The following is a 24,292-nucleotide window of genomic DNA, read 5'->3' as shown; positions in this document are numbered from 1 at the left end:
CCCGGTTCGTCAGAGCGCTGAGCCCTCGACCTGAGGCTTCAGTCGATTCACGGCATTGGTTACTTCTTCGTGGTGCGGATGTATAGCCAGCGCGCGCGAATAGGCATCGAATGCCTGTTCGGGCTTTCCAACGATCTCGAAAATCAGACCCAGGCCATAGATCGCTTCGTAATTGTTGGGGTTCAGGGTCAGGGCATATTCCAGATCGGCCGCAGCCATACCGAACCGTTCTAGCCCAAAAAACGCCGAGGCGCGCAGATGCCAGCCTTCCGCGAAATCGGGCGCGTGATCCGTCAGAGCGGTCAGATGCTCGATAGCTGCGTCAACGTCGCCCTCATCCAACGCGTCGCGCCCGCGCTCCAGCAGTAAATCCGCCGAGGCCGACCCCGATTGCGACCACAGCGCCTGCAACTGCCGGTCAAGGCCAATGGCCTGCTCGGGCGTTGATTGCGCCAATTGTTGCAGCAACTGCGATTCATCCCGGGAATCGGCCTGCTGAGCGGCAGAAACTCCGGAAAACATGACTAGGACGGCAAGTGCCGCAACGGTACCTTTGAGATTGATCATTGCAATGCCCATAACAATCGTCAGTGTAGCGTTGCGACCGCGGATGTCCATTCACGGCGCACTAACAAAATGAGGAACACCATGAGCGAGATTCTTGAAAAGGCGGCAGCCGCACTGAACGAAAAACTGTCGGGTGGCGCGTTTGACGCCTCGGCCAAGTTTGCGATTGCCGAGCACGGTGCCATCGTTCTGGATGCAGACGGCGCACGCGTCAGCGATGAAGACGCAGATGTGACCCTGACCGCCGATGCTGATACGTTCGAACAAATCCTCAGCGGTGAACTGAACCCGACGGGCGCGTTCATGTCCGGCAAGCTGAGCGTGGATGGTGACATGGGTATTGCCATGAAACTTGCCTCGGTGCTGGCCTGATGGAGTTATCGCCGGCCCCCTTGTTCGAAGATGTGGCCGGCGGTCCTGCTGGTGGTGCGGCCCATTGGCTGCGCACAGCAGATCAAAAGCGTATCCGCGTGGGCCATTGGCGGCCCGAAGGCGATACGCACGGCACGGTCTTCATGTTTCCGGGCCGAACGGAATATATCGAGAAATACGGCAGCACAGCGGGTGAGTTCGCAGAACGCGGTTTTGCCATGCTTGCCGTCGACTGGCGCGGCCAGGGTCTGGCGGATCGCCTGCTGGACAACCCGCGTGTGGGTCATGTGGACCACTTCCCGGACTATCAGCACGATGTGACTGCGGTTTTGGATCTGGCGACACAGCTTGACCTGCCGAAACCCTGGTATGTGATCGGCCACTCGATGGGCGGTGCTATAGGCCTGCGTGCTGTGATCGAAAAGAATTGCTTTGCCGCGTGCGCCTTCACGGGGCCTATGTGGGGCATTTTCTTCACGCCTATCATGAAACCGCTTAGCCGTGTCACCGCGTATTGGGGAACGGCCCTTGGGTTGGGCGAACGGACGCCGCCGACGACCTCGCTGGACAGCTATGTGTTGACGCAACCGTTCGAGGGCAACGTCCTGACCCGCGATCCGGTGATGTACAAGATGATGCAGGATCAGCTAGAGGCGCATCCCGAATTGTCGCTTGGCGCACCGTCAAACCTGTGGCTGCGCGAGTCACTGGACGAATGCGCCTGGTTGATGGATCAGCCTGCCCCGGACACAGCCTGCCTGACCTTCCTGGGCAGTCATGAACAGATCGTGGATCGCAAGGCAATCCGTGCGCGTATGGCCAACTGGCCCAACGGGAAGCTGGTCGAGATACCAGATGGCGAACACGAGGTTCTGATGGAGGCCCCCGACGTGCGCGGACCGGTTCTGGATCAACTCGCAGCGCATTTTCTGGCCAATCAATCCAACGGTACACCCTAGCCCCCACTTGTATTGATCGCCTGTGTGCAAACTGGCCGCTTGTGATCCCCGCGCGCCAGCCCTAGATGTTTGCCAAAGCAGTATTCAAAAGGTGATCTATGCGCGACCTTCCCTTTCCCGTCCGTGATGCGAATGCCGTCGGCGGTGCCGACAATCTGGGCAACTTGCCGGAATGGGATCTGAGCGATCTCTACACCGCAGAAGACGCGCCCGAGCTGGATCGCGATCTGGGATGGCTGGAAGGCGAATGTGCGTCTTTTGCTGCGGACTACGAAGGCAAGCTGGCCGAACTGGACGCCAACGGCCTGCTGACCTGCGTGCTGCGCAACGAAAAGATCAACGCGATCGCCGGGCGGATCATGTCCTTCGCGGGCTTGCGCTATTACCAGCTGACCACCGATGCCGACCGCGCCAAATTCCTGTCGGACATGCAAGAAAAGATCACGATCTTCACCACGCCGCTGGTCTTCTTCACGCTGGAACTTAACCGCATCGACGACGATGTGCTGAAGGCGCATTTCGACGCCAATGCCGATCTGGCCCGGTACGAGCCGGTCTTCCGCCGCATTCGCGCGATGAAACCCTATCAACTGTCCGACGAACTGGAAAAGTTTCTGCATGATCTGGGCGTCGTCGGTGACGCATGGGAACGCCTGTTCGACGAAACCATCGCTGGCCTCACCTTCACCGTTGACGGCGAAGAACTGAATATCGAGGGCACCCTGAACCTGCTGACCGAACAGGACCGCAGCAAACGCGAGGCGGCGGCGCGGGAATTGGCGACGGTGTTTCAGCACAACATCAAAACCTTCGCCCGTGTGCACAACACGCAGGCCAAGGAGAAAGAGATCCTAGACCGCTGGCGCAACATGCCGACGGCTCAAACCGGTCGCCACCTGTCGAACGATGTCGAACCCGAAGTGGTCGAGGCCCTGCGCGAGGCCGTCGTGGCCGCCTACCCCAAACTCAGCCATCGCTACTATGAGTTGAAACGCAAATGGCTGGGTCTGGACGTCATGCAGGTCTGGGATCGCAACGCGCCCCTGCCGATGGAAGACACCCGCATCGTTGGATGGGATGAGGCCGAAAAGACTGTTATGGACGCCTACAACGCGTTTGATCCGCGTATGGGAGAGATCGCCTCGCCCTTCTTTTCGAAAGGCTGGATCGATGCAGCGGTGAAACCGGGTAAGGCGCCCGGCGCCTTTGCGCATCCGACCGTGACCGACGTGCACCCTTATGTGATGCTGAACTATCTGGGCAAACCGCGCGACGTGATGACCCTGGCGCATGAGCTGGGCCACGGCGTGCATCAGGTTCTGGCCGCCGATCAGGGTGAGATGCTGTCCTCGACGCCGCTGACATTGGCTGAAACGGCGTCGGTGTTTGGCGAAATGCTGACCTTCCGCAAAATGCTGGATCAGGCCGAAACGCCCGAGCAACGCAAGGTACTGCTGGCCGGCAAGGTCGAGGATATGATCAACACGGTGGTCCGCCAGATCGCCTTCTACGATTTCGAATGCAAACTGCACGCCGCCCGCCGCGAAGGCGAGTTGACCCCGGATGACATCAATGCCCTGTGGATGAGCGTTCAGGCCGAAAGCCTCGGCCCGGCATTTGAATTTATGGAAGGGTACGAGACCTTCTGGGCCTATATCCCCCACTTCGTCCACTCGCCCTTCTACGTCTACGCCTATGCCTTTGGCGACGGCCTCGTGAACGCGCTCTATTCTGTTTACGAAAGCGGTGCCGAGGGGTTCGAGGACAAGTATTTCGAGATGCTGCGCGCTGGTGGGTCGAAACATCACAAGGAATTGCTGGCCCCGTTTGGGCTGGACGCGAGCGATCCGAAGTTCTGGGACAAAGGCCTGTCGATGATCTCGGGCTTCATCGATGAATTGGAGGCGATGGAGGGCTAAAGCGGCCCTTCAAAGGATTGACTGCCACGCTTTGCGCAACAATGCGTTTTTTTTGACCACAATCTCCGGGCTTCGATAGGAGCCCGGTGATCAAAGGGACATGAGCCACTTCTTGAATATTCTCACCGTGACCCTCTCCTGATCGCCGAGGCGGCAGACAAAGTAGAGCCCGCGATCCAGAGGAACACGGCTTTCATCAAGGCGGATCAATCGGCCAAGGTTCAAATCCCTTTCTGCCAAAAGATGTCTGGCCAGCGCCACGCCTTGTCCGTCTATCGCCGCCTCTAACAAAACAGCACTGTCCACGTATTTGATGCTCTGCGCGTTGATCCGATCAGGGTTCAACCCGACTTGTGCGGCCCAGCTTTCCCAGCCGACATTGAAGGCATCGTGCAATAAAGGCAGGTCCGCCACATCCTCGGGCCGCATCGGCAGGCGCGTTTTCCCAACAAGGGACGGCGCGGCCACGACAATCAGGTCTTCTTGCCTGATTTGCTCATGATACAGCCCGTCCCAACCGGGCTCCCCAAACCGCAGGGCGACATCGACCTCGGATCTATCGAAATCCGCAAAGACATCGTTTGTATCCAGCAACAACGCGATCCCCGAATGTTCCTGCTGAAACGAACCAAGCAGCGGCACAAGCCATTTGAGCGCCAGCGACGTGGACAAAGACACAGTGATCGACTGGCGGTGATGCAGCCGCTTCACCTCGGCCACGCCCAGTTGCAACGTGGAAAACGCCCCGCGTGTCGACTGGTACAGACGTTCCCCGGCCTTGGTCAGTTCAACGCCATTCGGGCGACGGTGAAAGAGCGTCACACCCAGATGCAGTTCCAGCAGTTTGATCTGCCGACTGATCGCCCCGTGCGTGACGTTCAGCGCATCTGCGGCCTTGGACAGGCTCGAATGGGTTGCGGTTTCGTCAAAGGCCTGAAGCGCGCGCAGGTGTCTGAGGTTTTCCGTCATGTGAGGAAACCTAACAGCTATGCCCGATAAACTCGATAGGTCCGCTTAAACCTGCAGGGTTATTCTGCCGTTAACTCAAAAAACCTCACACAACTTTCGCACGGGAAGGACACACTATGGCTGACGTCAAAGTTGCACTTATGACAGGGACCGGACAAGGCATTGGCCGAAGAACTTGGCGGCATTGGCCGCCGAGGCTCGGTGCTGGATATCGATGATCTGCAGGCAATGATCGACACAACCATGAGCAAGTATGGCAGGATCGATGCCATCGTCAGCAATATGGGTCATGGCGGGACGGTTCCGGAAGCCATCAAAACCGTGGGCTTCGATCCTGATTTTGACGGGCCACTGTTGGAGCTGAGCGATGAGCTTTGGCACGAAAGTCTGGACATGTATGTGCTGAACGTCGTCAAGATCGCCCGCATCGTCACGCCCATCCTGATCGAACAGGGCGGCGGTGCATTCGTGAACATCTCGTCCATGAACACGATCGAGCCGCGTGCGCCCTACCCCATGAGCATGCTGCGCGGTGCTCTGCACAGTTTCTCAAAGCTTTACGGCGACCGCTATGCACGGCACAACATTCGCATGAACAATCTGCTGCCGGGATTCTGCGAGAACGTGAACCTGTCCGAACGGGCCCGCCGGGAAATCCCCGCGCAGCGTCCCGCGACATTCGAGGAGATTGGACAGGCCTGCGTATTTCTCGCCAGCGAGGGGGCCAGATACATTAATGGTCAGAGTATACTGTCCGACGGCGGGATGAACCGCGCGGTACGATAACAACGAGGCGGCGAAAGATGATTGTAAAGACGCTCAAAGATATCCTTGGCACAGATCGGGACGTTTCCGGCCCGGGGTGGAAAAGCCGGCGGCTATTGCTGGCATCTGACGGCATGGGATTTACGCTGACGGATACGATTATCAAGAAGGGTGCCGAGCTTGAGCTTGAATACACCCATCATCTGGAGGCGTGTTATTGCATCGAAGGCAGGGGCCAGATCAGGGCGTTCAACGACGAAACCTGGCATCCGCTTGAACCATTTACCCTATATGCCCTGGATCAGCATGACCGGCACATCGTGCGCGCCACAGATGGTGATCTGCGACTGGTCTGCGTCTTTACCCCGCCCCTCAGCGGGCGAGAAGTGCACCGCGAAGACGGCAGTTATGCGTTAGATGAATCCTGACAGCAATGTTTCGGGCAGGTCCGCGATTTATGCAAATTGCAACATCGGCTGAGATGGGGTCAAAGCAGCCACAACACAGGTCACTTTAACTGGCTATCCTTGGACCCCCGCCGATTGATCCCGCCGCGCGACTTGAAACTGCTGTCCCGCTCCTGCTGGCACTCCAGACACAGCTTCACACCCGGCAGCGCGGCGCGACGTTTCTCGGGGATCGGTTCCTCGCACTCCGCGCAATGGGTCAGGCTTTCGCCCTCGGGTCGCTTTTGCGCCTGCATCCGGGCCAGTTCGTCAGAAATCGACGCCTCGATCTGTTCGCTTACCGCACCGTCGCGTGCCCAGCCGCCTGCCATGGGTCCTCTCCTGTTCCGAAGGGTGACAGGATAACCGAGCCAGCGCCTATGGCAAGTTATGGAGGCAAGTTACAGGGCCACTGCCCCGTCAAACACCTGATCGATCATCTGTTGCGTCCCGTGCGAGAATTCCAGCGGGCAAGGGTAATCGACACCCTCGCGCACGGATCGACAAAACGCCTCGATCTGCAGTTTGTAGTGATCGTCGCCCGGAAAACGCGTGACCTGCACCTCAAGCCCGGGGCGGTGCAGTTCAACCCGCGCCTCGCCAAAGACCCGCGCGTTGAACGGGGCGGTCAGGCGGATCACGCCGCCTTCGCCGTGAAACACCATCTCTTGATGCGGGTGCATCCGGATCGAGACATAGGCCGAATAGGTGAAGTCGGGGAATTGCGCCCGAATCTCAGTGAAGGCATCAATCCCGTTTTCCCAACGGATCGCAGATTGAACGCTGCCCGGCTCCTGCCCTGTCGCGAAGCGCGTCGAGCCGATCACGTAAACGCCGATATCCCGCAGGCCACCCCCGCCCGTTTCCGCCTTGTTGCGGATGTTTCCAGTGTCCGCGCGGTTATCAAAGCTGAACGCGCCGGTCACATGCGCCAGTTTGCCAATGGCCCCGTCGGCGATCAGCTTGCGGGTCAACTGCCACTGCGGGTGGTGGACGACCATATAAGCCTCAGCCGCCAGCAGACCGGTCTGGTCGCGCTTGTCAATCAAAGCGTCGAACTCATCAGCGCGCATGGTCATGGGCTTTTCGCACAGCACATGCTTGCCCGCATCCAGCGCCTTCAGGCTCCATTCTACATGCAGGTGGTTTGGCAGAGGGATATAAACCGCATCGATCTGCGGGTCCGCCAGTATCGCCTCGTAGCTGTCATAAACGTTCAGATCCGGACAGAACGCCTGAAACGGAGTGGCCTTCGCAGGATCCGAGGTCGCCAGCCCGTAAAGCTGCGCACCGTCCGCCGCGTGGATCGCCGGGGCCAGATACTGACGCGCAAATTTCGAGGCCCCAAGAACGCCCCATCGAACCGGTTTCTGCATTTCCCCCTCCGCCGTTAGCGCAACCAAAGTTGGGTTCTACTTAACGGCAGAAGGTTGCGCTGTCATGCAGGTTTCGCCGGGATCAGCCAAAAGAAAACCGGCCCAACAGGGTTGAGCCGGTCATCCTGTTCACAAGCAGCCCGTTCAGACAGTGCCGAGCATACCCTTCTCGCGCGCCAAATCGCGCATCTTCTTCTGCAGCTTTTCAAAGGCGCGCACCTCGATCTGGCGGATGCGTTCGCGGCTGACATTGTAGTGTGTGCTCAGCTCTTCCAATGTAACGGGCTGATCCATCAACCGGCGTTGAGTCAGAATGTCCTTCTCGCGATCATTCAGAACTTCCAAAGCGGCTGCCAGCAACTCGCGCCGCGCGTCCAGTTCATCGCGCGCCTCATAATCACCGGCCTGATCTGCGTCTTCATCCTCAAGCCAGTCCTGCCATTGCATGGTACCTTCGCCTTCGGATCCGACGGTCGCGTTCAGCGAGGCATCGCCGCCCGACATCCGGCGGTTCATGCTGATCACTTCTTCTTCGGTCACGCCCAGATCATTGGCAATCTGCGCGACATTCTCGGGGCGCAGATCGCCCTCTTCCAGCGCACCAATGCGGGCCTTGGCCTTGCGCAGGTTGAAGAACAGCTTTTTCTGCGCCGAGGTCGTGCCCAGCTTGACCAGCGACCAGGACCGCAGGATGTATTCCTGGATCGAGGCGCGGATCCACCACATTGCATAGGTGGCAAGGCGGAAACCCTTTTCCGGGTCGAACCGTTTGACGGCCTGCATCAGGCCTACGTTCGCTTCGGAAATCACTTCGGCCTGCGGCAGGCCATAGCCGCGATAGCCCATGGCGATTTTGGCCGCCAGGCGCAGGTGCGATGTCACCATTTTATGCGCGGATTCAGTGTCCTGCTCTTCGACCCAACGCTTGGCCAGCATGTATTCTTCTTCCGGCTCAAGCAGAGGAAACTTGCGGATTTCCTGCATATAGCGGTTCAGGCCGCCCTCGGGCGTCGGTGCGGGGAGATTTGCGTAATTGGCCATGTATGATGTCCCTCCGACAAATGTTTAAGTCTTTAACATAGGAGATAGGTAAGGAACCCACCCCTTTCAAGAGGTACCGTTAACAGTTTGGAATTAAGCTTAGGTAAAGGAAAGATAAGAAAGCCTTACTCACGACAGTTTGCGGATTATGTCAGCGGTGTGCGCAGAGTGTCGATCAAATTCTGCATGTCGGCGGGCAATTCGGCCTCAAACCGCAGGTTTTCGCCCGTTACAGGGTGTTCAAAGCCCAAAACAGCGGCATGAAGCGCCTGTCGCGGAAAGGCGCGCACGGCTTCGGCAGTCATCGGGCTAAAGGCTTTTGCCGCCGGTTTGCGCTTGCCGCCATAGACCGGGTCTCCGACCAGCCCGTGCCCGGCATGGGCCATGTGAACCCTGATCTGATGTGTCCGACCGGTTTCCAGCCAGCATTCGATCAGCGCCAACCCTGCAGGAGCGCCAAACGTCTCGACAACCCGTGCCCGTGTCACGGCGTGCCGCCCGCCATGGAACAGCACAGCCTGTCTTTGCCGATCCGTCTTGTGCCGCGCCAACTGAGTCGTCAAACGCATGATGTTGCCGGGTTCGAAGCTGACCCCCTTCGCCCCACGCAGACGCGGATCATTGGCATCGGGCACCCCGTAGCAAATGGCGCGATAGTAACGCTCGACGCTATGCGACTCGAACTGAGCGGCCAGCCCGTGATGTGCCGCATCTGATTTAGCGACGACCAGCAAGCCGCTGGTTTCTTTATCTATTCTATGAACGATGCCGGGGCGTTTGACGCCACCGACCCCGGAAAGATCCTTGCCGCAATGGTGCAACAGAGCGTTGACCAGCGTTCCATTGGGCGAGCCCGGCGCCGGATGCACCACCATGCCTGCCGGTTTGTTGATCACGATCAGGTCTGCGTCCTCATAGACAACCTGCAGCGGAATATCCTCGGGGCCGATATGGCTGTCTTCGGCTTCGGCGACGGTGATGGCCACCGTAGCACCTTCGGGTACTTTGTATTTCGGATCGAGAATCGTGACCCCGTCAATGGACACCGCGCCCTCTTCAATCAAACGCGCCAATCGGGTGCGCGACAGGTTCTCATCGGCTGGCACATCCCGCGAAAGCGCCTTATCAAGGCGGGGCGGCGGATCGGCCGCGATCTGAAACTCTATCTGGCGGGTGCCCATGACTGTTCCTTCCGACCCCCAAGACGAACCGCAAGAGACGCCACAACTGCGATTGCTGCGGCGCATGGTCATGCTGCTGACCGCGGTGATGATTGGCGGGGTTCTAGTGACATTCGCACTGATTGTCATCCGCTTAACGGACCGCACCCCCACCCTGCCCGATCAGGTCGAATTGCCCGATGGTGCAAGGGCGCAGTCGGTCACGATTGGCAACAACTGGTACGCGGTGGTGACCGATGACAATCGCATTCTGATTTTCGACAAGACAACTGGCCGGTTGCGTCAGGAAATCACGGTCGAATAAACCCGCGATTTTAGGTCGGGAACAAACGTGTCCCCGTCCACGCCTCGCCCAACTGCGCGTCCAACTCGGGCGTGCGCATCTGACGCTTGCCGCCAAAGGGGCAGAGCGTGATTTCACCAAGGTAAATCTTGTCGCCAATCGCATAGAGATCCACCCGCGCAAATTCGACCCGCTGACCAATCGCTTCGGCGATCTGAACCATGTCGTCAAACCGTTCGGGCCTTGGCTCGGTGTCTTCACTGGTTTTGAAATACAACTCTTTGGGAATGAAGTTGAAGTCCCGGTCATGGATCATCTGCACATGCCCACGAGACCGATCCCGGTCGACCTGAACAAGCTGCACCCGCCCGGCGACAACCCAGAATTTCCAGTCGATGATATCCTCGCCTTCGGCGGCAAGGTCTTCTTCGATGAAATATTGCGTGTCTATGGTCGAATACCACCATTCGGCCGCCCAATATCCGTGCGGGACCGGCTTTTTGCTCCAGTTGACAAGCTTTTCGTTGGCCAGATCATGTTCTTCGGCGGTCATGGGCCAGGTCATACGATGATTTTGACCCTGACCATTGTTGCACTTTAGCCAATAGCTACCCGGTTCCAGATCAATATCCGCCGGCAACTCTGGCGTTGGTGAATTCCAGTACCGTTTGACAGGGGTTAGAAGATGTCTGGCGGTGTCCGGCACATATCTTTCAGCAGTCAGCTTATCCGCGGCAGAGACAACCGGCATCTCGGCAAACAGCTTCATGACCAACAGTTTTTCCGTCACGGTCTTCGGGTTGGACAAGTCCGGCAAATAGCGCTGGTTGTTGGCAAAGCGCGATAAGGACATCGACAAGGCATGCATGCGGGACACGTCGCTTTGATAATGATCCCAGCCCCGTCGGTGTCCTGCGCGCGGCTCGCTGTTCACACCGTAGAGACCGCGCTCTCTGATCTTGTCCAGTTCAAGCTGAGCGACCTTAAGATACTGTTCCGAATTGGAAACCTGCGCAACGGACATAACACCTTTGGTGGATGCACTGATCTCTTCCTTGCTGATGCGCAGTTCAGGCAGGTCACCCGGAAACACGATCTTCTTCGGAGCGCCCTTGCCCTTTCTCGGCAAAGGCGCATCCGCCGGGCGGATGCCCAATCCCCGCAATCGCCGATCCAAAAACGAATGACGGTTAATTCCTTTGGCGATCCACCACCGCATCCGACGGCCCCAAAGATGCACAGCAAGGGTTTCGTCCGTTAGATACTTCCGTCGGAACTCGCGCGCGGAAATATCGTTCGCCTGCCCCGTGTGCCGGAACGGAAGGGGATAGAAAACCGAAACAGGGCTCGCGTGTTCAATCTCACCATGGTGCCTCAGGAACCATGTCAGCACGCCTGGCCCATACACACTGTGCGCTTGTTCCGACGCATGAGGCAGCTCACCGGTGCGTTTCTGGCGTTCCAGCTCTTCCCGCTCTTCACCCTCGATCCACGGGCGGATCGGGAACGGATCAAGGCTGTATTCAGTGTAACCCCGCAATGCCGGACTGTCAGATGGCAACCGCATGATCGCGTTGCAGATCGTGGTATTGTTGAAATACCCAAAAATATGATCCGCTTTCGGGATCGGGGCCAGCGAGATTACATCCGTATCGCACCACAGAAAATCGGTTTTCTTCATAAGTTGCAGCCGGAAGATATCCGACTGCGGGACCGGAGTTTTGAACTGGTTGTTCATGATGAATTGCTGCGGCTCGTGAATTTCATTTGCCGACACCAGCTCGATACCTTCGGGTACGTTTTCGACCTCGCCATAGTGGAACAGCACCACTTTGTGTCCGTTCGCCACAAAGGACAGCAGGCACATCTGCTCGAGAAAACTCAGCGGTCCTTCCAGCCAGAGCATTCCAACCGTCGGAAGCTTGTTGTCGACAACCATTAATTCGATTCTCCGGGGTCTTTAATCACATATCCGGTTGATTTTGATCAGACGGGCGCGGCAAAGGTTCGCTTCTGACGCGCTCGCGTACGCCACGATCCTGTTCAACAAAGCTGGCTGCGGGTCGCTCCACAAGCCGTTGATACAGTTCATTATAATCCGGAACCTTCATAAGGTCGGAAATAAGGTCTTTGTGCCAGCGAAACGCCCTGCGATGCAACCGCTGCAGCACCTCGTCCGATTTGAACTGCTTCAGCATCTCTGCCGTTTCATCCTGATAGCACAGAATGGTTTCATCGCGCGATCCACCTCGGTTCCAGCGATCCCAGTATTCGGTTCCAAGGGTCTGAGACGAATGGTTCGCCCGGCCGCGGCTGCGTTTTGCCAGATATGCTTGGGTCGAGCGCACGGCATAGTGGTTGATCTGCGCGACCTCAAAGCCAAACGGCGGCGAGACGTGGTTTCCGAAGGGCGCGGGTTCCCTGGCATGCCCCCCCGGCACAGAGCGGAACACGCTGGACTGGAACTCGGGCCTGGGATGTGGGTTGTGCAGACCGAAGCGGTTATAAAACTCCCCCTGCCGGAAGATCGACTTTACAAATCGCCGCCCGGCCCCGCCCTGTTCAAAATCCAGTTCGCCGTCAAGAAACTGTGCCGTAACCGGAGAATCCCGCAACACATGACGACCATTGTTCGAGAATATCTTCCACGGGATCGAGATAACATCCACATCCGGGGTCGCCTCGATCAGGTCGTCGACCTTGTGGTTACCGACATGGATATTCAGAAACTCGTCAGCATCGCAGACATAGATCCACTTTGCCTCTTTCACCACCGGCAATCGACGCGCCTGCCGAAGGGCAGACCGGTGAATCCCTCCGACGCCGACCCGGTTGCGGCGAAACTCGACATGCCCGAGCTCTTGCAGCCGTCGCAGGATGCGATTTGTCCCGTCCGAGCAATCGTTGGTGTAGACGATGATCTTGTCAAAGCCGAGCACTTTGTGATGGGCCACCCATTCAAGAATGTAAGGCCCCTCATTCTTCATGGCGGTGATGACGATTTTTTCAGGGTTTTGCATCTGATGCGCTCGGTCTCAAAACTGGGTCAGATCAGCCTTTGCTGTCATCCTGAGGCTCGATCTTCTCGATCGCGATCTGTGCGCCTGCGATGGCCCGGATACGCAAGTGGCGCGGATACTGGCCCAGGAATTCGTTCACGGCACGGATCACCCCGTCCCCCCACCAGCCACGGCGGTGATAGTCATCAAACGCCATGATCCCGCCGATCTTCATCTTGGGGAACAGCGCGGCCAGATCTGCCGAGACCCCCTCGTAGGAATGATCGCCGTCGACATAGGCGAACGAGATACTCTTTTCTTCAAACAGTTCCAGCGCGGGAACCGAGAAATCGCGAATGATGCCAACCTTGCCCTCTTCGATCTCGGCCTCGAACGCCTTCACGACCTTTTGGAAGATCGCTTCCATCTTCTCGTCTTCGGTCCGGCCAACAAACGCGGTTGTATGGGATTCTTCGCCAATGTGCTTCCACGGGTCGATCAGGAACAACTGACTTGGCTCGATCAGTTTCAGAATGGTCGGAGAAAACTCGCCCTGCCAGACGCCAATCTCAACCGCGACGCCACCCTTGGGCAGCCTTGAAAGAAAGGTCCGTCGGATGGCCTCTTTCGAATTCTTGCGCTTGGTCGCCTTGTCCGCCTTCGGTTTCAGCGGGCTTCCGGGTGCTGCACCTATGACCTTGGGTTCGTTTGACATCTCGACCTCGCTTGGCAGACGGGTTTCAGTCACACACAGAACCCGTTTTGTTCATTGAGCAATGGCTACCACGCCAACAAGACAAGAGCCAGAAGCTAAGTCTCTTCTGCGTTAAGTGGCGGTAACTTGTCGATCCCAAGCCACGGTGGTTGCAGACTGGTCACCCTATAACGGGTCGCATTCTGCCCCAAAAAGCTGTTGATGGCCGCGTTCATCCCAGCATAGGACCCACCCCCACGGCGCCGATAGGTCGTGAAAGCGATGCTTCCACCGGGGGCGAGGACGCGGTCAATCCGGCGTAACAATTGGTTCGTGATACGTTCAGAGCGCACACCCCTAATGATCGCAACACCAACAGATTCATTTTTGAAGAATTTAAGCATCAGTTGTGGCATCGCACGGTAGATACGCAATCGCCCTGCTAGAATTGGTTCACGAAAAAACTCCAAAAATGCGTAGAACGCGCGGTCCATTGCCTGAAGGTCCGGGTTCTGCGTTGTGTCATCACAAGCGTAGCCGTCCCACGACAACCCCCAAGGTGCCAGGATCGTCAGCCTTGCAACCGACTGTAAGGCAAGAATCTCTTCAACGATTTCAGTTTCAACCTGCCCAATGAGAACCCAATTTTTCTTCCCACTAATTGACTGCAAGAAATCTCGCCGCTGCTCTGCCGTTCTTGCGATTTCGGGCGAAGCAATAGGCAGATGGCAGGAATCCTTGGGATCAAAGGGCACAGAAACCTGTGTTGGTTCGGTGATGATCGCGTGCTGCGCGGCAGCCTCTTCATACTGTAGCGGCGTCTCCAGAGCATCCAGTCGCACAAACCACGGATAATTCTTTGGTTTCGAGTTCTGCGCTTTCGCCATTTGCCCAATGCGGTTCCACTTGGCGACCTGAGCAAATGTAACGTTTGGATCTTTGTACATCGTAGGATCAAAGGAAATATTGGCCTCTTCAATAACCCCCAGATCCAGCGCTTTCACATTCTGCCCGCCTTTGAAGTTCCTGTATTTCTTTATAAAACTGCTTGCAGCTTCGGTTTCCCGAATGACCGAGATCCGATCCTTGTGGAATGCCACCGCTTGCTGGTGCAATTCATCCAGAACAGTGTCCGACCGCAGCCGATCAAAGGTTTCACGAAGACGCGCAACCTTTGACAGGATCGAGGTTTCTTCAACCTCGTTATAGCAGTGCAAATGCCAATACGCCTGCCCGGTCGCCTCCATCTTCGGATGAAAGGCCGTGGTATTCACGTCACCCCGTACGCGCTTCATCAGGTAGCTTTCAATGGACCGCACCGCATAGTGGTTCATGCGGAACAAGTTGCCCCCGAACCCTGCACCGGTGGTGGAAAAGGCCCAGCCCCTGCGCCGCATCGCGGGCGGCAAAGGATCCCCGTCCCCGTCAATCCAGGCAAAGCGCTCTGCCTTGCCACGAACAGGTCCACGAGGACGGTGCGTATTGAGCGCATAATACGATCCGTTGTTTCGGATCAGAGATTTGAACGCGCGCAGATTTTGTGGCAGCACCGCACCCAGCTCGCCTGCTTTGGTGAACTGTTCGGTTATGAAGCGATCTTCAAAATCCACGATCCCATTGTGACCAAACAGCTGCCAAAGCGCCGCGAACCCGTCGGCATGCGGCTGCGCCTGAAACAGGTCATCCAACGTTCCGTCGCCGACGCGGATGTCAAAAAACTCATCCACATCGCACACCATGATCCACTCGGCTTCCTTGTACCAGGGATGCTGCATCGCATTTGAATAGGCCGACGCCTGCGGCCCGAACTCCCACGGGCCCGGATTGTCTATGTGCGCCAGAAACCCAAGCTCTTCACACCGTTTCAGGATGGCGTCCGTACCGTCCGAACAGTCATTCGAGTTGACAATGAAATGCGTGAACCCGATTGAAATATAGTAGGCTATCCACTCCAGGATGAACGGCCCTTCGTCTTTCATCGTGGATACGACAAGTCTCATCAACTATCACCAGTGACCTTCATTCCGAACCGTTGGAGTTCCTGCAATATCAGGCCTTGCCGGGCGCTTGCAGACAAACTTGAACGCCCAGCTTTGTTACGGTTCCGCACGGGGCTTTGCAAGCGAGCAGACGTGATCGCACGGACACGATGCCCCGACAATTGTCCCTTTTCCAAATAAGCGCCTTGCCACTTGACCGGCGCGTCATGCACCACGAACAACGTGATCGTACACAGCAACTGATCAGTCCATTGCCTTGCGCAACCGATATGCGACCACACAGACCTTACTGGTTGAGGTCGGCAGGCGGATTGTTGATACAGGTAAATGCGACGACGACTTTGCGTTGCGCTTTAAGGGCCTGAATAGGGATTGAGTTAATGCCGACGATTTTTTCCAACGCGCCGCTGGGGAACAATCCGTATCAGAGCATGATTTACAGCAGTTTCTCAGGCTACGATGTCCGGGTTGTGCGGCTCAGGGCGTTTTATGCTGGTGAACTGCCCCCTATGCAAAAGGGTGACATATACTGGATACATTGGGAGACAGTTGAGTTCGGCAGCAGGAATGACATCCCGGCTCAAGATCGTTTTGCAAAGATCGAAGCAGGTTTGGCGGCGTTGAGAGAAAAAGGCGTAAAGATCGTTTGGACCGTTCACAACTTCCACCCGCACAATTCTGCGAGGGACATGGACACCATCCACGAAGGGCGCGCCCTGCTGGTTCGGCAAGCAGACAAAATTCACTTGCATACGCCTTATGCAGTTGAGCTGATGACCGAAACTTACGGAATACCCTGGGAAAAAATCCTACTGGTCGCGCATCCAAGCTATCTGGGGGTCTACGAGCCGGCCGAAGACACTTTGGCGCGGCGTGGCGCTCTCGCACCATCCCAGCACCGCAGGTTTGTTCATATCGGAAAAGTGCAGGAAAATCGCGGCGGGCAGTTTATGTGGCAAGCGCTGAAATCGCTCTATATCCGGGATCAAGCGTGGGAGCTGGACATTGCAGGGGCCGTTATCGCGGGCGAGCGCAAGGGACAGCAACCGATCCGGGAAATGCCCAATGTCAGGTTTCACGACAGGTATCTGCCAGACCAAGACCTGCGCGATGTTATTGCAGGTAGCCATGCCTGCGTCGCGCCATTCAGCCGAATTCTGACGTCGGGTTCGGTGAATCTGGCGCTGACCTATGGCCTACCCATTGTCGGGCCGAACGTCAGACCGCTTAGAGACCACCTTCCGGACGCCGCGCACGAGTTCCTATACGCAGACGGAAATCCGCGCGGCATGATGTTCCAAATGCGTAAACTGATCGATTTTGATCCCGAAGACCTGCTGAAAATCCGTGCGGTCTGTATGGATCATGCGGTATCAATTCGGCCGGAATTGCAAAGCCGGGCGTTACGGGACGCGATGATCGAAGATGAGGCTTCCGCTTCTCAGGCCACTTCCAAACCCATGGGGCTGCTGAATGCCAAAGATTGATGCTTTTTCGTTTCGTAGATTGTTGCGGTCTGTCGGCCTGAAAGTTGTCGAATTTGAAAGTGGCGACTTTATCGGCCCCCGACCCGTCATGCGCAGGCTCAACAGCGCGGGTCTGTCCGTGATCAGCGGGGGTGTGACTGCGAAGAACCTTGGCAGTTTCGGCTTTGATGTGGACACGATCCTTGATGTCGGCGTGGACGCCGGAACCCCTTTCCTGTACGAGGCTTTCCCCGACAAGAAGTTCGTCCTGTTCGATCCGATTGAAGAAACAGCCCAACGGGTTGCACCATGGCGCGAGCGTATCGATTATGACCTCAACATCGTGGCGCTGGACGCAGATGAAGGCCAGGCCGAACTGATCATCCCCACCACGGATCGCAAACGGCGATCTTTGGCGAGTGTCGCGGGTTTCTCTGAGGAATATGAAAATCGCATCGTGAAGATGGAAAAGCGCATCGTGGACAAACGGCGCCTTGATTCCTACACCTCCGACATTCTTGGCCGATTTGGTCTGAAGATCGATACGGAAGGCAATGAACTCGCCGTTATCCGAGGGGCCGAAGAAACCTTGAAGCGGACCGATTTCGTCATTGCAGAGGTCTCGGTAAAACGGCGTTTCAAGGACGGGTACCGGTTCAGCGATTTTGTGGCAGAGATGGGCAAACACGGCTTTGAATTGATAGAGGCTCTGCGCCCCGTCGACAGGGACGCGCCCGATTGTGATTTGCTGTTCGTTCGGTGGGACTCAAAGTGGTTCGATTTGGAGTAGCCGTTGGTTCACAAAGCAGCTTTGGTAAACCAGTTGACGAGCTGAAGGAACCAACGCAGCGCGGCACCACACCGAAAGTCCAATGCTTCGGATTAACGCCCTAAACTGCATGTTTTCTTGAAAATTTGGTGCGGTCGAGAAGACTCGAACTTCCACGGGAGTTACCCCACAGCGACCTCAACGCTGCGCGTCTACCAATTCCGCCACGACCGCACTGCCAGTGACTTGGTAGAGGGGCGTATAGACGCTGATGCTGGCGATGTGAAGAGGCAAAAATGTCTTGGTTTAAATTCGCCCAGGCCAAGCTTATCTATCGCAGGGAAGCCAAAGAATTCGATCTGACAGGAAACTGATATGACCAGCTCTGACCCGCGCCCGATTGTTCAGGTTGATATTGTTTCGGATGTTGTGTGCCCCTGGTGTATCATTGGCTTTCGACAGCTCGATCTGGCCTTGCAGCAGCTTGGCATTCTGGCGCGTCTCAGGTGGCATCCGTTTGAACTGAACCCCAATATGCCGCCCGAGGGCCAGAATCTGCGCGAGCATATTGCCGAGAAATACGGGTCCACGCCCGAGCAAAGCCAGCAAGCACGTGACAGGTTGACCTCATTGGGTGCGGAACTTGGGTTTTCGTTCAATTTCAATGATGAAAGCCGGATTGTTAACACGTTTTCTTCGCATCAGTTGTTGGATTGGGCCGAGGGTCAGGGGCGCCAGCATCCGCTGAAGCTGGCGCTGTTCGATGCCTGCTTCACGCAGCAACGGGATGTCTCAGACGTTGACGTCCTGATGGATGCGGTTGGGACCGTCGGCCTGGACCCTAAGGCCGCGCGCGTGGCGCTGGAATCGGGCACGCATGGTGCGCCCGTGCGCGAAAAACAGCAGTTCTGGACCAGCCGTGGTATCTCGGGCGTGCCGTCGATGGTGTTTGGCGGCAAATACCTGTTGACCGGCGCGCAGGGCACAGACACCTACGCGCAGGTTCTGCAGCGCTGTCTGGCCGAGGCGGCATAGGCCCTTCCCCCTGCCCCGCATGCGCGATATGAGGCCAGCATGGAATGGAAAATCACCGATGGTTTGACCCGGTACGAGGACGCCGTTGCCTTTATGGAGGCGCGCGTGGCCGCCATCGCCGCAGGCGAGGCAGATGAATGTGTCTGGCTGTTGGAGCACCCGCCGCTGTATACGGCCGGGACCTCTGCCAGGATCGAGGATCTGACGGATCCGGACCGGTTCCCTGTCTATGAAAGCAAGCGTGGCGGGGAATACACCTATCACGGACCCGGACAGCGCGTGGCTTACGTGATGCTGGACCTCAACACGCGCGGCCGCGATGTGCGGCGGTTCGTGAAACAGCTGGAGACCTGGGTGATTTCCGCGCTGGCGGAATTCAACGTTCAGGGCGAGATTCGCGACGGGCGCGTTGGTGTCTGGGTCAGGCGCGATGACAAGCCGCTGACCGTGACCGGCAAACCCGCCGAGGACAAGATTGCGGCAATCGGCCTGCGCCTGCGCAAGTGGGTCAGCTTTCATGGCATCTCGGTCAATGTGGAACCGGATCTTGAGCATTTCTCGGGGATCGTTCCCTGTGGCATCACCGAATATGGCGTGACCTCGCTGGTCGATCTTGGTCTGCCGGTGACGATGGGTGATATGGATGCCGCACTGCAGAAGACATTTGCCGAAGTGTTCGAGAACGCAGAGGTCTAGCGCCCCAAAGGCACCCGGTTGGCGAATCGAAAAGTGACGTAAAGGGAAACAACAATGCCCTCGCAACTGCTGTTCTGTTTCCCAGGACAGGGGCAATTTCAGCAGAATTAGGCGGAATTATCGTTTTCTTTAACTAAAATTCAGTTCTTCTGGATACATGGGACCCGTTAAAGAGTAACATATAACGACCAGTCTAGAGTGAGTGGTATGTTAACCGGTGCTCCGGGGCTTGCCCCCGAGAAATCCGATAAGTGTTTGGTTACGAGTCTGCCGTTCCGACCCCAAATCGGAACGGCAATTCTCAGGCCCCGCTCTTCCCAGCCATCTGAATTGCTGCATCGCAACGCGAATTATGCCTCCGCTCAACTTCTGGGCTTTACCATTTCCGCGCAGAGTGGCGCGGGATCAGGGCAGTTCGTTTGATCCAAGAACCGCCCGCTAGGTTTTTGAGGCCCTAAGATTACAAAGCCGCTTTGATCTTCTCTGCATGTTCGGCAATCAGATCGAAATCCCCCATTTTACCGGGCGGGCGCATCGACACGCCCTCGTGACGGGGCAGAACGTGGAAATGCAGATGGAACACCTCTTGCCCGCCTGCAGCCTCGTTGAACTGTTGGATCGTGATGCCATCGGCAGCAAAGGCCGCCTTCGCGGCGACGGCCAGTTTCTGAACGGTCGCCATCACGGCGCTTAACTGATCCGGTGTGGCGTCCAGAACATTGCGGCAGGGCGTTTTTGGGATAACAAGAAAATGTCCATCCGAGCGCGGCATGATATCCATGAAGGCCAGCGTGTCGTCATCCTCGTACACACGGGTCGAGGGGATTTCCCCGCGCAGGATCTTGGCGAAGATGTTATCCGGGTCGTAAGCTGACATGGCGGGCCTCTGGTTTGGAGCGTTTCCCACCGTTCTGCGGGTCCGGCGGCAGGTGGTCAAGGTGGAACCGCCACGCGCATGGCGCCGGTCTCTTGAACAATCCGAAGACATACCCAGATATGGGGCTGCTTCAGGCCCAAAATCGCGATGCAGTCCCCTGCCCGCGACAATTATTCTTGATCCAGATCAAACTCGGCCATTGAAGGTGCTGACTTCGCATTCTAAAACCAGCAGGAAACCCGCGCGCCGGAGAGGTCCGGCTGCGCGGTGCATTTGCAACAGGAGGCACCTATAATGGCAGACGCAGCCATTCATGGTCACGATCATGAAGACCAGCGCAGTTTCTTCGTGCGTTGGTTCATGTCGACCAACCACAAGGACATCGGGATTCTCTACCTGATTTTCTCGGCGCTGGCCGGGTTTATCTCGGTCGCGATGACGATCTACATGCGGCTTGAGCTGATGCACCCCGGTGTTCAGTACATGTGCATGGAAGGCTTCATGGCCGACCCCTGCACCCCCAACGGTCACTTGTGGAACGTGATGATCACCTATCACGGTGTTCTGATGATGTTCTTCGTGGTCATCCCGGCGCTGTTCGGCGGATTTGGCAACTATTTCATGCCGTTGCAGATCGGTGCGCCGGATATGGCGTTCCCGCGGATGAACAATCTGTCCTTCTGGCTGTACGTCGCTGGCACCTCGCTGGGTGTCGCCTCGCTGCTGAGCCCTGGTGGCAATGACCAACTCGGTTCGGGTGTGGGCTGGGTTCTGTACCCGCCGCTGTCGACGACCGAGGGCGGCATGTCCATGGACCTTGCGATCTTTGCCGTGCACGTATCGGGCGCCTCCTCGATCCTCGGCGCGATCAACATGATCACCACCTTCCTGAACATGCGTGCCCCGGGCATGACCCTTTTCAAGGTGCCGCTGTTCAGCTGGTCGATCTTCATCACCTCATGGCTGATTCTGTTGTCCCTGCCGGTTCTGGCGGGCGCAATCACCATGCTGCTGATGGATCGCAACTTTGGCTTCACCTTCTTTGATCCGGCCGGTGGCGGTGACCCGATCCTGTATCAGCACATCCTGTGGTTCTTTGGCCACCCCGAAGTGTACATCGTGATCCTGCCCGGTTTCGGCATCATCAGCCACGTGATCGCCACCTTCTCGCGCAAACCGATCTTCGGTTACCTGCCGATGGTCTGGGCGATCATCGCGATCGGTGTTCTGGGCTTCGTTGTTTGGGCGCACCATATGTACACCGTTGGCATGTCGCTGCGTCAGCAGGCTTACTTCATGCTGGCCACGATGGTCATCGCGGTTCCGACCGGCGTTAAGGTCTTCTCGTGGATCGCGACGATGTGGGGCGGGTCCATCGAGTTCAAGACGCCGATGCTGTTCGCCTTCGGCTTCCTGTTCCTGTTCACCGTCGGCGGTGTGACCGGTGTGGTTCTGTCGCAGGCTGGTATCGACCGCGCCTATCACGACACCTACTACGTTGTGGCGCACTTCCACTATGTGATGAGCCTGGGTGCTGTCTTTGCGATCTTCGCGGGCATGTACTTCTACTTCTCGAAGATGACCGGTCGTCAGTATTCCGAGTTCTGGGGCAAGGTTCATTTCTGGATGTTCTTCATCGGCGCCAACCTGACCTTCTTCCCCCAGCACTTCCTGGGCCGTCAGGGCATGCCGCGTCGCTACATCGACTATCCGGAAGCCTTCGCACAGTGGAACTTTGTATCGTCTATCGGCGCGTTCATCTCGTTCGCTTCGTTCCTGCTGTTCTTCGGCATCGTGATCTACGCCCTGCTGCGCGGCGCGAAAGAAACACGTCCGAACCCGTGGAACGAGTACGCAGATACGCTGGAATGGACCCTGCCCACACCGCCGCCTGAACACACGTTCGAGCAGCTGCCAAAGCAGGAAGACTGGGACAAAGGCCACGCGCACTGATCCGGTCAGAGACCTAAGAAAACCCCGCCCGAACAGGCGGGGTTTTTTCTTTGCCCTACGCCAATGCGGTGCACAGATCGCCAGATCACGAAAAATACGCTAGAATGGTTCGGGCAACTGATCCGGCAACCCTGGGGGTTCAGATGCCCGAAATCGACTTTTGGTACTCGATTGGCAGCACCTACAGCTTTCTCACCGTCATGAGGCTGGACGACTGGTGCGCGGAAACCAATGCGACCGTGAATTGGCGTCCGTTCAACGTGCGCACGATCATGTCGGCGCAACAGAACATTCCCTTTGCAGGCAAGCCGGTCAAATCCGCCTATATGTGGCGCGACATTGAACGCCGGGCGGCCAAGTACCGCATCCACGCCAACCTGCCAGCCCCTTACCCGATCTCGAACCTTGGGTTGGCCAATCAGGTGGCCTTGCTGGGTATGCAAGAGGATTGGGGCAAGGAGTTTACGCAAAACCTGTATCGGATCTGGTTTGAAGAAGGCGTCGAGGGCGGCAGCGAAACCGCATTGTCCGAGGCCTTGCTGCGCTGTCAGCAGGACCCGCGCCTGATCCTGTCCCGCGCCCGCAGCCCGGACTGCATCGCCGCGCTGGACGCGCAAACCGAGCAGGCCACAAGGCTGGGCGTTTTTGGAGCCCCAAGCTTTGTCGTAAGTGATGAGGTTTTCTGGGGCGACGACAGGTTGGATGACGCCTTGTCCTGGGCTCGTGTCGGGCATGTTGTGTGACAATAAACCTTAGACACGACCGCAGACTGCGCTAGGTTTCGGCCATGCCGTATCAATGGAATCAAACCTCGGACACCGAACAGGAACTGCGCCTGTGGCCGCATAATTCATTGCCGCCGCGCGGGGCGATGATTGTGATCCTGTCTGTCTTCCTGTTTGGCCTGATCCCGATACTGGCCATGCTGGGGTCGGTCGTCCTGTGGGGTTTGCTGCCGTTCTTGCTGCTGACCGTATTGGGCCTGTGGCTGGCGATTCAAACCAACTACCGCGCCCGCAGTGTTTTGGAGGTCCTGACGCTGGACGGAAACCAGGCCCGGTTGATCCACCAAACACCGGGCAGGCAAGCGCAGGAATGGTCCTGTAACCGCTACTGGGCACGGCCCGAAATGCACGAAAAGGGCGGGCCTGTGCCGCATTACGTCACCCTGATCGGAGACGGGCGCGAGGTCGAGATTGGCGCATTCCTGTCCGAGGATGAGCGCATCACCCTCTATGACGATCTGGTGCAGCGACTGCGCGGACCCGCCGCGCAGTAAGCGTTTCAAGTCTGATTATGAGTTCAGCAGCCGCCGTTCGATGCGGCGCACAGATGGTCTTTGACCATCGGGCCCACCTTGCCGAAATCCATCTGGCCGGTATAGCGGGTCTTCAACTCACCCATCACCTTGCCCATATCGCGGATCGAACCCGCGCCGGTGGCTGTAATCGCGGTCTGAATCGCTTTTGTCACCTCATCGTCGTCCAGCTGTTTGGGCAGGAATTCCTCGATGATCGCAACTTCGCGCATTTCACGCTCGGCCAGGTCCAGGCGTCCGCCCTCTTCGTAGGCGCGCGCGCTTTCCTTGCGCTGCTTGGTCATTTTACCAAGGATTTCAAGAACCTCAGCATCGCCGCAGCCTTTCGCCTCTTCGTTCTCGGAAGCACGGGACGCAATATCCCGGTCTTTGATCGCAGCGTTGATAAGGCGCAAGGTCGACAGACGCTCGGCCGCTTTGTCTTTCATTGCTTGCTTCAGGGCGGTGTTCACCCGTGATCGCATGTCCATTTGGTTTGTCCATCCCCATGACAACGGAACCCCGAACATATCTAAACAAAAAGCGTGACACAACAGGGCACAGACACAGCTAACCCATTGAAAAACAACAATAGCCGAAAATTTGAACACACTTGACCAAAGCGGTT

Annotated in this window: 25 protein-coding genes and 1 tRNA gene; 13 read left to right on the top strand and 13 right to left on the bottom strand. The window is 57.2% G+C overall.

From position 1 onward, the window contains the following. Nucleotides 1-9 precede the first annotated feature (9 nt). Complete coding sequence (locus ACR0KX_RS05935; protein ID WP_170517983.1) at nucleotides 10-618, bottom strand: tetratricopeptide repeat protein; 609 nt, start codon at nucleotides 616-618, stop codon at nucleotides 10-12. A 30-nt stretch (nucleotides 619-648) separates the two neighbouring features. On the opposite strand from ACR0KX_RS05935, the gene ACR0KX_RS05930 reads away from it, so the two are divergent. From ACR0KX_RS05930 to ACR0KX_RS05920, 3 genes are all read left to right on the top strand, one after another. Further along, nucleotides 649-939, top strand: a complete 291-nt coding sequence (locus ACR0KX_RS05930) for an SCP2 sterol-binding domain-containing protein (protein WP_170451378.1) — start codon at nucleotides 649-651, stop codon at nucleotides 937-939. Continuing rightward, a complete protein-coding gene (locus ACR0KX_RS05925; RefSeq protein ID WP_480708063.1) occupies nucleotides 939-1,898 on the top strand; it encodes an alpha/beta hydrolase in 960 nt (319 codons plus the stop codon). The genes ACR0KX_RS05930 and ACR0KX_RS05925 overlap by 1 nt, the downstream gene beginning before the upstream one ends. Before the next feature lie 98 nt (nucleotides 1,899-1,996). Beyond that, a complete protein-coding gene (locus tag ACR0KX_RS05920) occupies nucleotides 1,997-3,817 on the top strand; it encodes a M3 family oligoendopeptidase (RefSeq protein WP_480708062.1) in 1,821 nt (606 codons plus the stop codon). A 90-nt stretch (nucleotides 3,818-3,907) separates the two neighbouring features. On the opposite strand, the gene ACR0KX_RS05915 is transcribed toward ACR0KX_RS05920, so the two are convergent. Further along, the gene (locus ACR0KX_RS05915) at nucleotides 3,908-4,786 is read right to left on the bottom strand and encodes a LysR substrate-binding domain-containing protein (RefSeq protein ID WP_170621641.1); all 879 of its coding nucleotides are present in this window, start codon (nucleotides 4,784-4,786) and stop codon (nucleotides 3,908-3,910) included. 162 nt (nucleotides 4,787-4,948) lie between these two features. Between ACR0KX_RS05915 and ACR0KX_RS05910 the strand changes: the two genes are divergently transcribed. Together ACR0KX_RS05910 and ACR0KX_RS05905 are read left to right on the top strand one after the other, a co-directional pair. Then, a complete protein-coding gene (locus ACR0KX_RS05910; RefSeq protein WP_480708060.1) occupies nucleotides 4,949-5,572 on the top strand; it encodes an SDR family oxidoreductase in 624 nt (207 codons plus the stop codon). A gap of 17 nt (nucleotides 5,573-5,589) precedes the next feature. Continuing rightward, entirely contained in the window at nucleotides 5,590-5,979 is a 390-nt protein-coding gene (locus ACR0KX_RS05905) for an ectoine synthase (protein ID WP_170451388.1), read from the top strand. An 80-nt stretch (nucleotides 5,980-6,059) separates the two neighbouring features. Here ACR0KX_RS05905 and ACR0KX_RS05900 read toward each other — a convergent pair whose 3' ends face one another. From ACR0KX_RS05900 to ACR0KX_RS05885, 4 genes are all read right to left on the bottom strand, one after another. Beyond that, a complete protein-coding gene (locus ACR0KX_RS05900; RefSeq protein ID WP_170451390.1) occupies nucleotides 6,060-6,329 on the bottom strand; it encodes a DksA/TraR family C4-type zinc finger protein in 270 nt (89 codons plus the stop codon). Nucleotides 6,330-6,398: 69 nt separating this feature from the next. Next, nucleotides 6,399-7,373, bottom strand: coding sequence for a Gfo/Idh/MocA family protein (locus tag ACR0KX_RS05895; RefSeq protein WP_170621639.1), 975 nt, complete (start codon nucleotides 7,371-7,373; stop codon nucleotides 6,399-6,401). A gap of 144 nt (nucleotides 7,374-7,517) precedes the next feature. Continuing rightward, nucleotides 7,518-8,414, bottom strand: coding sequence for an RNA polymerase sigma factor RpoH (gene rpoH, locus ACR0KX_RS05890; protein WP_170621638.1), 897 nt, complete (start codon nucleotides 8,412-8,414; stop codon nucleotides 7,518-7,520). 146 nt (nucleotides 8,415-8,560) lie between these two features. Next, nucleotides 8,561-9,595, bottom strand: a complete 1,035-nt coding sequence (locus ACR0KX_RS05885) for an RluA family pseudouridine synthase (RefSeq protein ID WP_480708057.1) — start codon at nucleotides 9,593-9,595, stop codon at nucleotides 8,561-8,563. On the opposite strand from ACR0KX_RS05885, the gene ACR0KX_RS05880 reads away from it, so the two are divergent. Then, nucleotides 9,594-9,899: a DUF6476 family protein gene (locus ACR0KX_RS05880; RefSeq protein WP_170451397.1), complete on the top strand. Its 306-nt coding sequence runs from the start codon at nucleotides 9,594-9,596 to the stop codon at nucleotides 9,897-9,899. The two genes, ACR0KX_RS05885 and ACR0KX_RS05880, sit on opposite strands and share 2 nt — an antisense overlap. A 10-nt stretch (nucleotides 9,900-9,909) precedes the next feature. On the opposite strand, the gene ACR0KX_RS05875 is transcribed toward ACR0KX_RS05880, so the two are convergent. The 4 genes from ACR0KX_RS05875 to ACR0KX_RS05860 form a co-directional block, all read right to left on the bottom strand. Then, nucleotides 9,910-11,817 carry an ATP-grasp fold amidoligase family protein gene (locus ACR0KX_RS05875; RefSeq protein WP_170621636.1) on the bottom strand — a complete coding sequence of 636 codons (1,908 nt, stop codon included), beginning with the start codon at nucleotides 11,815-11,817 and terminating at the stop codon, nucleotides 9,910-9,912. A 25-nt stretch (nucleotides 11,818-11,842) separates the two neighbouring features. Beyond that, nucleotides 11,843-12,898, bottom strand: coding sequence for a glycosyltransferase family 2 protein (locus ACR0KX_RS05870; RefSeq protein ID WP_480708055.1), 1,056 nt, complete (start codon nucleotides 12,896-12,898; stop codon nucleotides 11,843-11,845). A 31-nt stretch (nucleotides 12,899-12,929) separates the two neighbouring features. Further along, nucleotides 12,930-13,625, bottom strand: coding sequence for a class I SAM-dependent methyltransferase (locus tag ACR0KX_RS05865; RefSeq protein ID WP_480708053.1), 696 nt, complete (start codon nucleotides 13,623-13,625; stop codon nucleotides 12,930-12,932). Nucleotides 13,626-13,687: 62 nt separating this feature from the next. Next, nucleotides 13,688-15,550: a glycosyltransferase family 2 protein gene (locus ACR0KX_RS05860; protein ID WP_480708051.1), complete on the bottom strand. Its 1,863-nt coding sequence runs from the start codon at nucleotides 15,548-15,550 to the stop codon at nucleotides 13,688-13,690. 401 nt (nucleotides 15,551-15,951) lie between these two features. Here ACR0KX_RS05860 and ACR0KX_RS05855 point away from each other — a divergent pair, with 401 nt between their 5' ends. Together ACR0KX_RS05855 and ACR0KX_RS05850 are read left to right on the top strand one after the other, a co-directional pair. Beyond that, nucleotides 15,952-17,058 (top strand): glycosyltransferase family 4 protein, encoded by a 1,107-nt coding sequence (locus ACR0KX_RS05855; protein WP_170621634.1) that lies wholly within the window; start codon nucleotides 15,952-15,954, stop codon nucleotides 17,056-17,058. Continuing rightward, nucleotides 17,045-17,827, top strand: a complete 783-nt coding sequence (locus tag ACR0KX_RS05850; protein WP_170451405.1) for an FkbM family methyltransferase — start codon at nucleotides 17,045-17,047, stop codon at nucleotides 17,825-17,827. The genes ACR0KX_RS05855 and ACR0KX_RS05850 overlap by 14 nt, the downstream gene beginning before the upstream one ends. 126 nt (nucleotides 17,828-17,953) lie before the next feature. Here the strand turns inward: ACR0KX_RS05850 and ACR0KX_RS05845 are convergent. After that, nucleotides 17,954-18,040 (bottom strand) — tRNA-Leu (locus tag ACR0KX_RS05845). A gap of 141 nt (nucleotides 18,041-18,181) precedes the next feature. On the opposite strand from ACR0KX_RS05845, the gene ACR0KX_RS05840 reads away from it, so the two are divergent. Together ACR0KX_RS05840 and lipB are read left to right on the top strand one after the other, a co-directional pair. Beyond that, nucleotides 18,182-18,841 carry a DsbA family oxidoreductase gene (locus tag ACR0KX_RS05840; protein WP_170621619.1) on the top strand — a complete coding sequence of 220 codons (660 nt, stop codon included), beginning with the start codon at nucleotides 18,182-18,184 and terminating at the stop codon, nucleotides 18,839-18,841. A 39-nt stretch (nucleotides 18,842-18,880) separates the two neighbouring features. After that, nucleotides 18,881-19,537 carry a lipoyl(octanoyl) transferase LipB gene (gene lipB / locus ACR0KX_RS05835; RefSeq protein ID WP_170451408.1) on the top strand — a complete coding sequence of 219 codons (657 nt, stop codon included), beginning with the start codon at nucleotides 18,881-18,883 and terminating at the stop codon, nucleotides 19,535-19,537. A gap of 460 nt (nucleotides 19,538-19,997) precedes the next feature. Here lipB and ACR0KX_RS05830 read toward each other — a convergent pair whose 3' ends face one another. Further along, complete coding sequence (locus tag ACR0KX_RS05830) at nucleotides 19,998-20,414, bottom strand: HIT family protein (RefSeq protein ID WP_170621618.1); 417 nt, start codon at nucleotides 20,412-20,414, stop codon at nucleotides 19,998-20,000. Nucleotides 20,415-20,708: 294 nt separating this feature from the next. Between ACR0KX_RS05830 and ctaD the strand changes: the two genes are divergently transcribed. The 3 genes from ctaD (at nucleotide 20,709) to ACR0KX_RS05815 (ending at nucleotide 23,646) form a co-directional block, all read left to right on the top strand. After that, nucleotides 20,709-22,367 (top strand): cytochrome c oxidase subunit I, encoded by a 1,659-nt coding sequence (gene ctaD, locus ACR0KX_RS05825; protein ID WP_170451412.1) that lies wholly within the window; start codon nucleotides 20,709-20,711, stop codon nucleotides 22,365-22,367. 143 nt (nucleotides 22,368-22,510) lie between these two features. Then, a complete protein-coding gene (locus ACR0KX_RS05820) occupies nucleotides 22,511-23,110 on the top strand; it encodes a 2-hydroxychromene-2-carboxylate isomerase (RefSeq protein WP_170451414.1) in 600 nt (199 codons plus the stop codon). Between the two features lie 44 nt (nucleotides 23,111-23,154). Beyond that, nucleotides 23,155-23,646 carry a DUF2244 domain-containing protein gene (locus tag ACR0KX_RS05815; RefSeq protein WP_480708047.1) on the top strand — a complete coding sequence of 164 codons (492 nt, stop codon included), beginning with the start codon at nucleotides 23,155-23,157 and terminating at the stop codon, nucleotides 23,644-23,646. A gap of 23 nt (nucleotides 23,647-23,669) precedes the next feature. Here the strand turns inward: ACR0KX_RS05815 and ACR0KX_RS05810 are convergent, their stop codons facing one another. After that, nucleotides 23,670-24,155 (bottom strand): GatB/YqeY domain-containing protein, encoded by a 486-nt coding sequence (locus ACR0KX_RS05810; RefSeq protein WP_170517930.1) that lies wholly within the window; start codon nucleotides 24,153-24,155, stop codon nucleotides 23,670-23,672. Nucleotides 24,156-24,292: the final 137 nt, after the last annotated feature.

This window comes from Ruegeria sp. BG5, from assembly GCF_056538425.1.
This window is presented reverse-complemented; position numbering and strand designations above follow the sequence as displayed.

Bases quoted from the DNA above. Each gene is read 5' to 3' on its own strand.
- ACR0KX_RS05935 (WP_170517983.1), bottom strand. From the start codon at position 618: ATGGACATCCGCGGTCGCAACGCTACACTGACGATTGTTATGGGCATT.
- ACR0KX_RS05930 (WP_170451378.1), top strand. From the start codon at position 649: ATGAGCGAGATTCTTGAAAAGGCGGCAGCCGCACTGAACGAAAAACTG.
- ACR0KX_RS05925 (WP_480708063.1), top strand. From the start codon at position 939: ATGGAGTTATCGCCGGCCCCCTTGTTCGAAGATGTGGCCGGCGGTCCT.
- ACR0KX_RS05920 (WP_480708062.1), top strand. From the start codon at position 1,997: ATGCGCGACCTTCCCTTTCCCGTCCGTGATGCGAATGCCGTCGGCGGT.
- ACR0KX_RS05915 (WP_170621641.1), bottom strand. From the start codon at position 4,786: ATGACGGAAAACCTCAGACACCTGCGCGCGCTTCAGGCCTTTGACGAA.
- ACR0KX_RS05905 (WP_170451388.1), top strand. From the start codon at position 5,590: ATGATTGTAAAGACGCTCAAAGATATCCTTGGCACAGATCGGGACGTT.
- ACR0KX_RS05900 (WP_170451390.1), bottom strand. From the start codon at position 6,329: ATGGCAGGCGGCTGGGCACGCGACGGTGCGGTAAGCGAACAGATCGAG.
- ACR0KX_RS05895 (WP_170621639.1), bottom strand. From the start codon at position 7,373: ATGCAGAAACCGGTTCGATGGGGCGTTCTTGGGGCCTCGAAATTTGCG.
- rpoH (WP_170621638.1), bottom strand. From the start codon at position 8,414: ATGGCCAATTACGCAAATCTCCCCGCACCGACGCCCGAGGGCGGCCTG.
- ACR0KX_RS05880 (WP_170451397.1), top strand. From the start codon at position 9,594: ATGACTGTTCCTTCCGACCCCCAAGACGAACCGCAAGAGACGCCACAA.
- ACR0KX_RS05885 (WP_480708057.1), bottom strand. From the start codon at position 9,595: ATGGGCACCCGCCAGATAGAGTTTCAGATCGCGGCCGATCCGCCGCCC.
- ACR0KX_RS05875 (WP_170621636.1), bottom strand. From the start codon at position 11,817: ATGGTTGTCGACAACAAGCTTCCGACGGTTGGAATGCTCTGGCTGGAA.
- ACR0KX_RS05870 (WP_480708055.1), bottom strand. From the start codon at position 12,898: ATGCAAAACCCTGAAAAAATCGTCATCACCGCCATGAAGAATGAGGGG.
- ACR0KX_RS05860 (WP_480708051.1), bottom strand. From the start codon at position 15,550: ATGAAAGACGAAGGGCCGTTCATCCTGGAGTGGATAGCCTACTATATT.
- ACR0KX_RS05855 (WP_170621634.1), top strand. From the start codon at position 15,952: ATGCCGACGATTTTTTCCAACGCGCCGCTGGGGAACAATCCGTATCAG.
- ACR0KX_RS05850 (WP_170451405.1), top strand. From the start codon at position 17,045: ATGCCAAAGATTGATGCTTTTTCGTTTCGTAGATTGTTGCGGTCTGTC.
- ACR0KX_RS05840 (WP_170621619.1), top strand. From the start codon at position 18,182: ATGACCAGCTCTGACCCGCGCCCGATTGTTCAGGTTGATATTGTTTCG.
- lipB (WP_170451408.1), top strand. From the start codon at position 18,881: ATGGAATGGAAAATCACCGATGGTTTGACCCGGTACGAGGACGCCGTT.
- ACR0KX_RS05830 (WP_170621618.1), bottom strand. From the start codon at position 20,414: ATGTCAGCTTACGACCCGGATAACATCTTCGCCAAGATCCTGCGCGGG.
- ctaD (WP_170451412.1), top strand. From the start codon at position 20,709: ATGGCAGACGCAGCCATTCATGGTCACGATCATGAAGACCAGCGCAGT.
- ACR0KX_RS05820 (WP_170451414.1), top strand. From the start codon at position 22,511: ATGCCCGAAATCGACTTTTGGTACTCGATTGGCAGCACCTACAGCTTT.
- ACR0KX_RS05815 (WP_480708047.1), top strand. From the start codon at position 23,155: ATGCCGTATCAATGGAATCAAACCTCGGACACCGAACAGGAACTGCGC.
- ACR0KX_RS05810 (WP_170517930.1), bottom strand. From the start codon at position 24,155: ATGGACATGCGATCACGGGTGAACACCGCCCTGAAGCAAGCAATGAAA.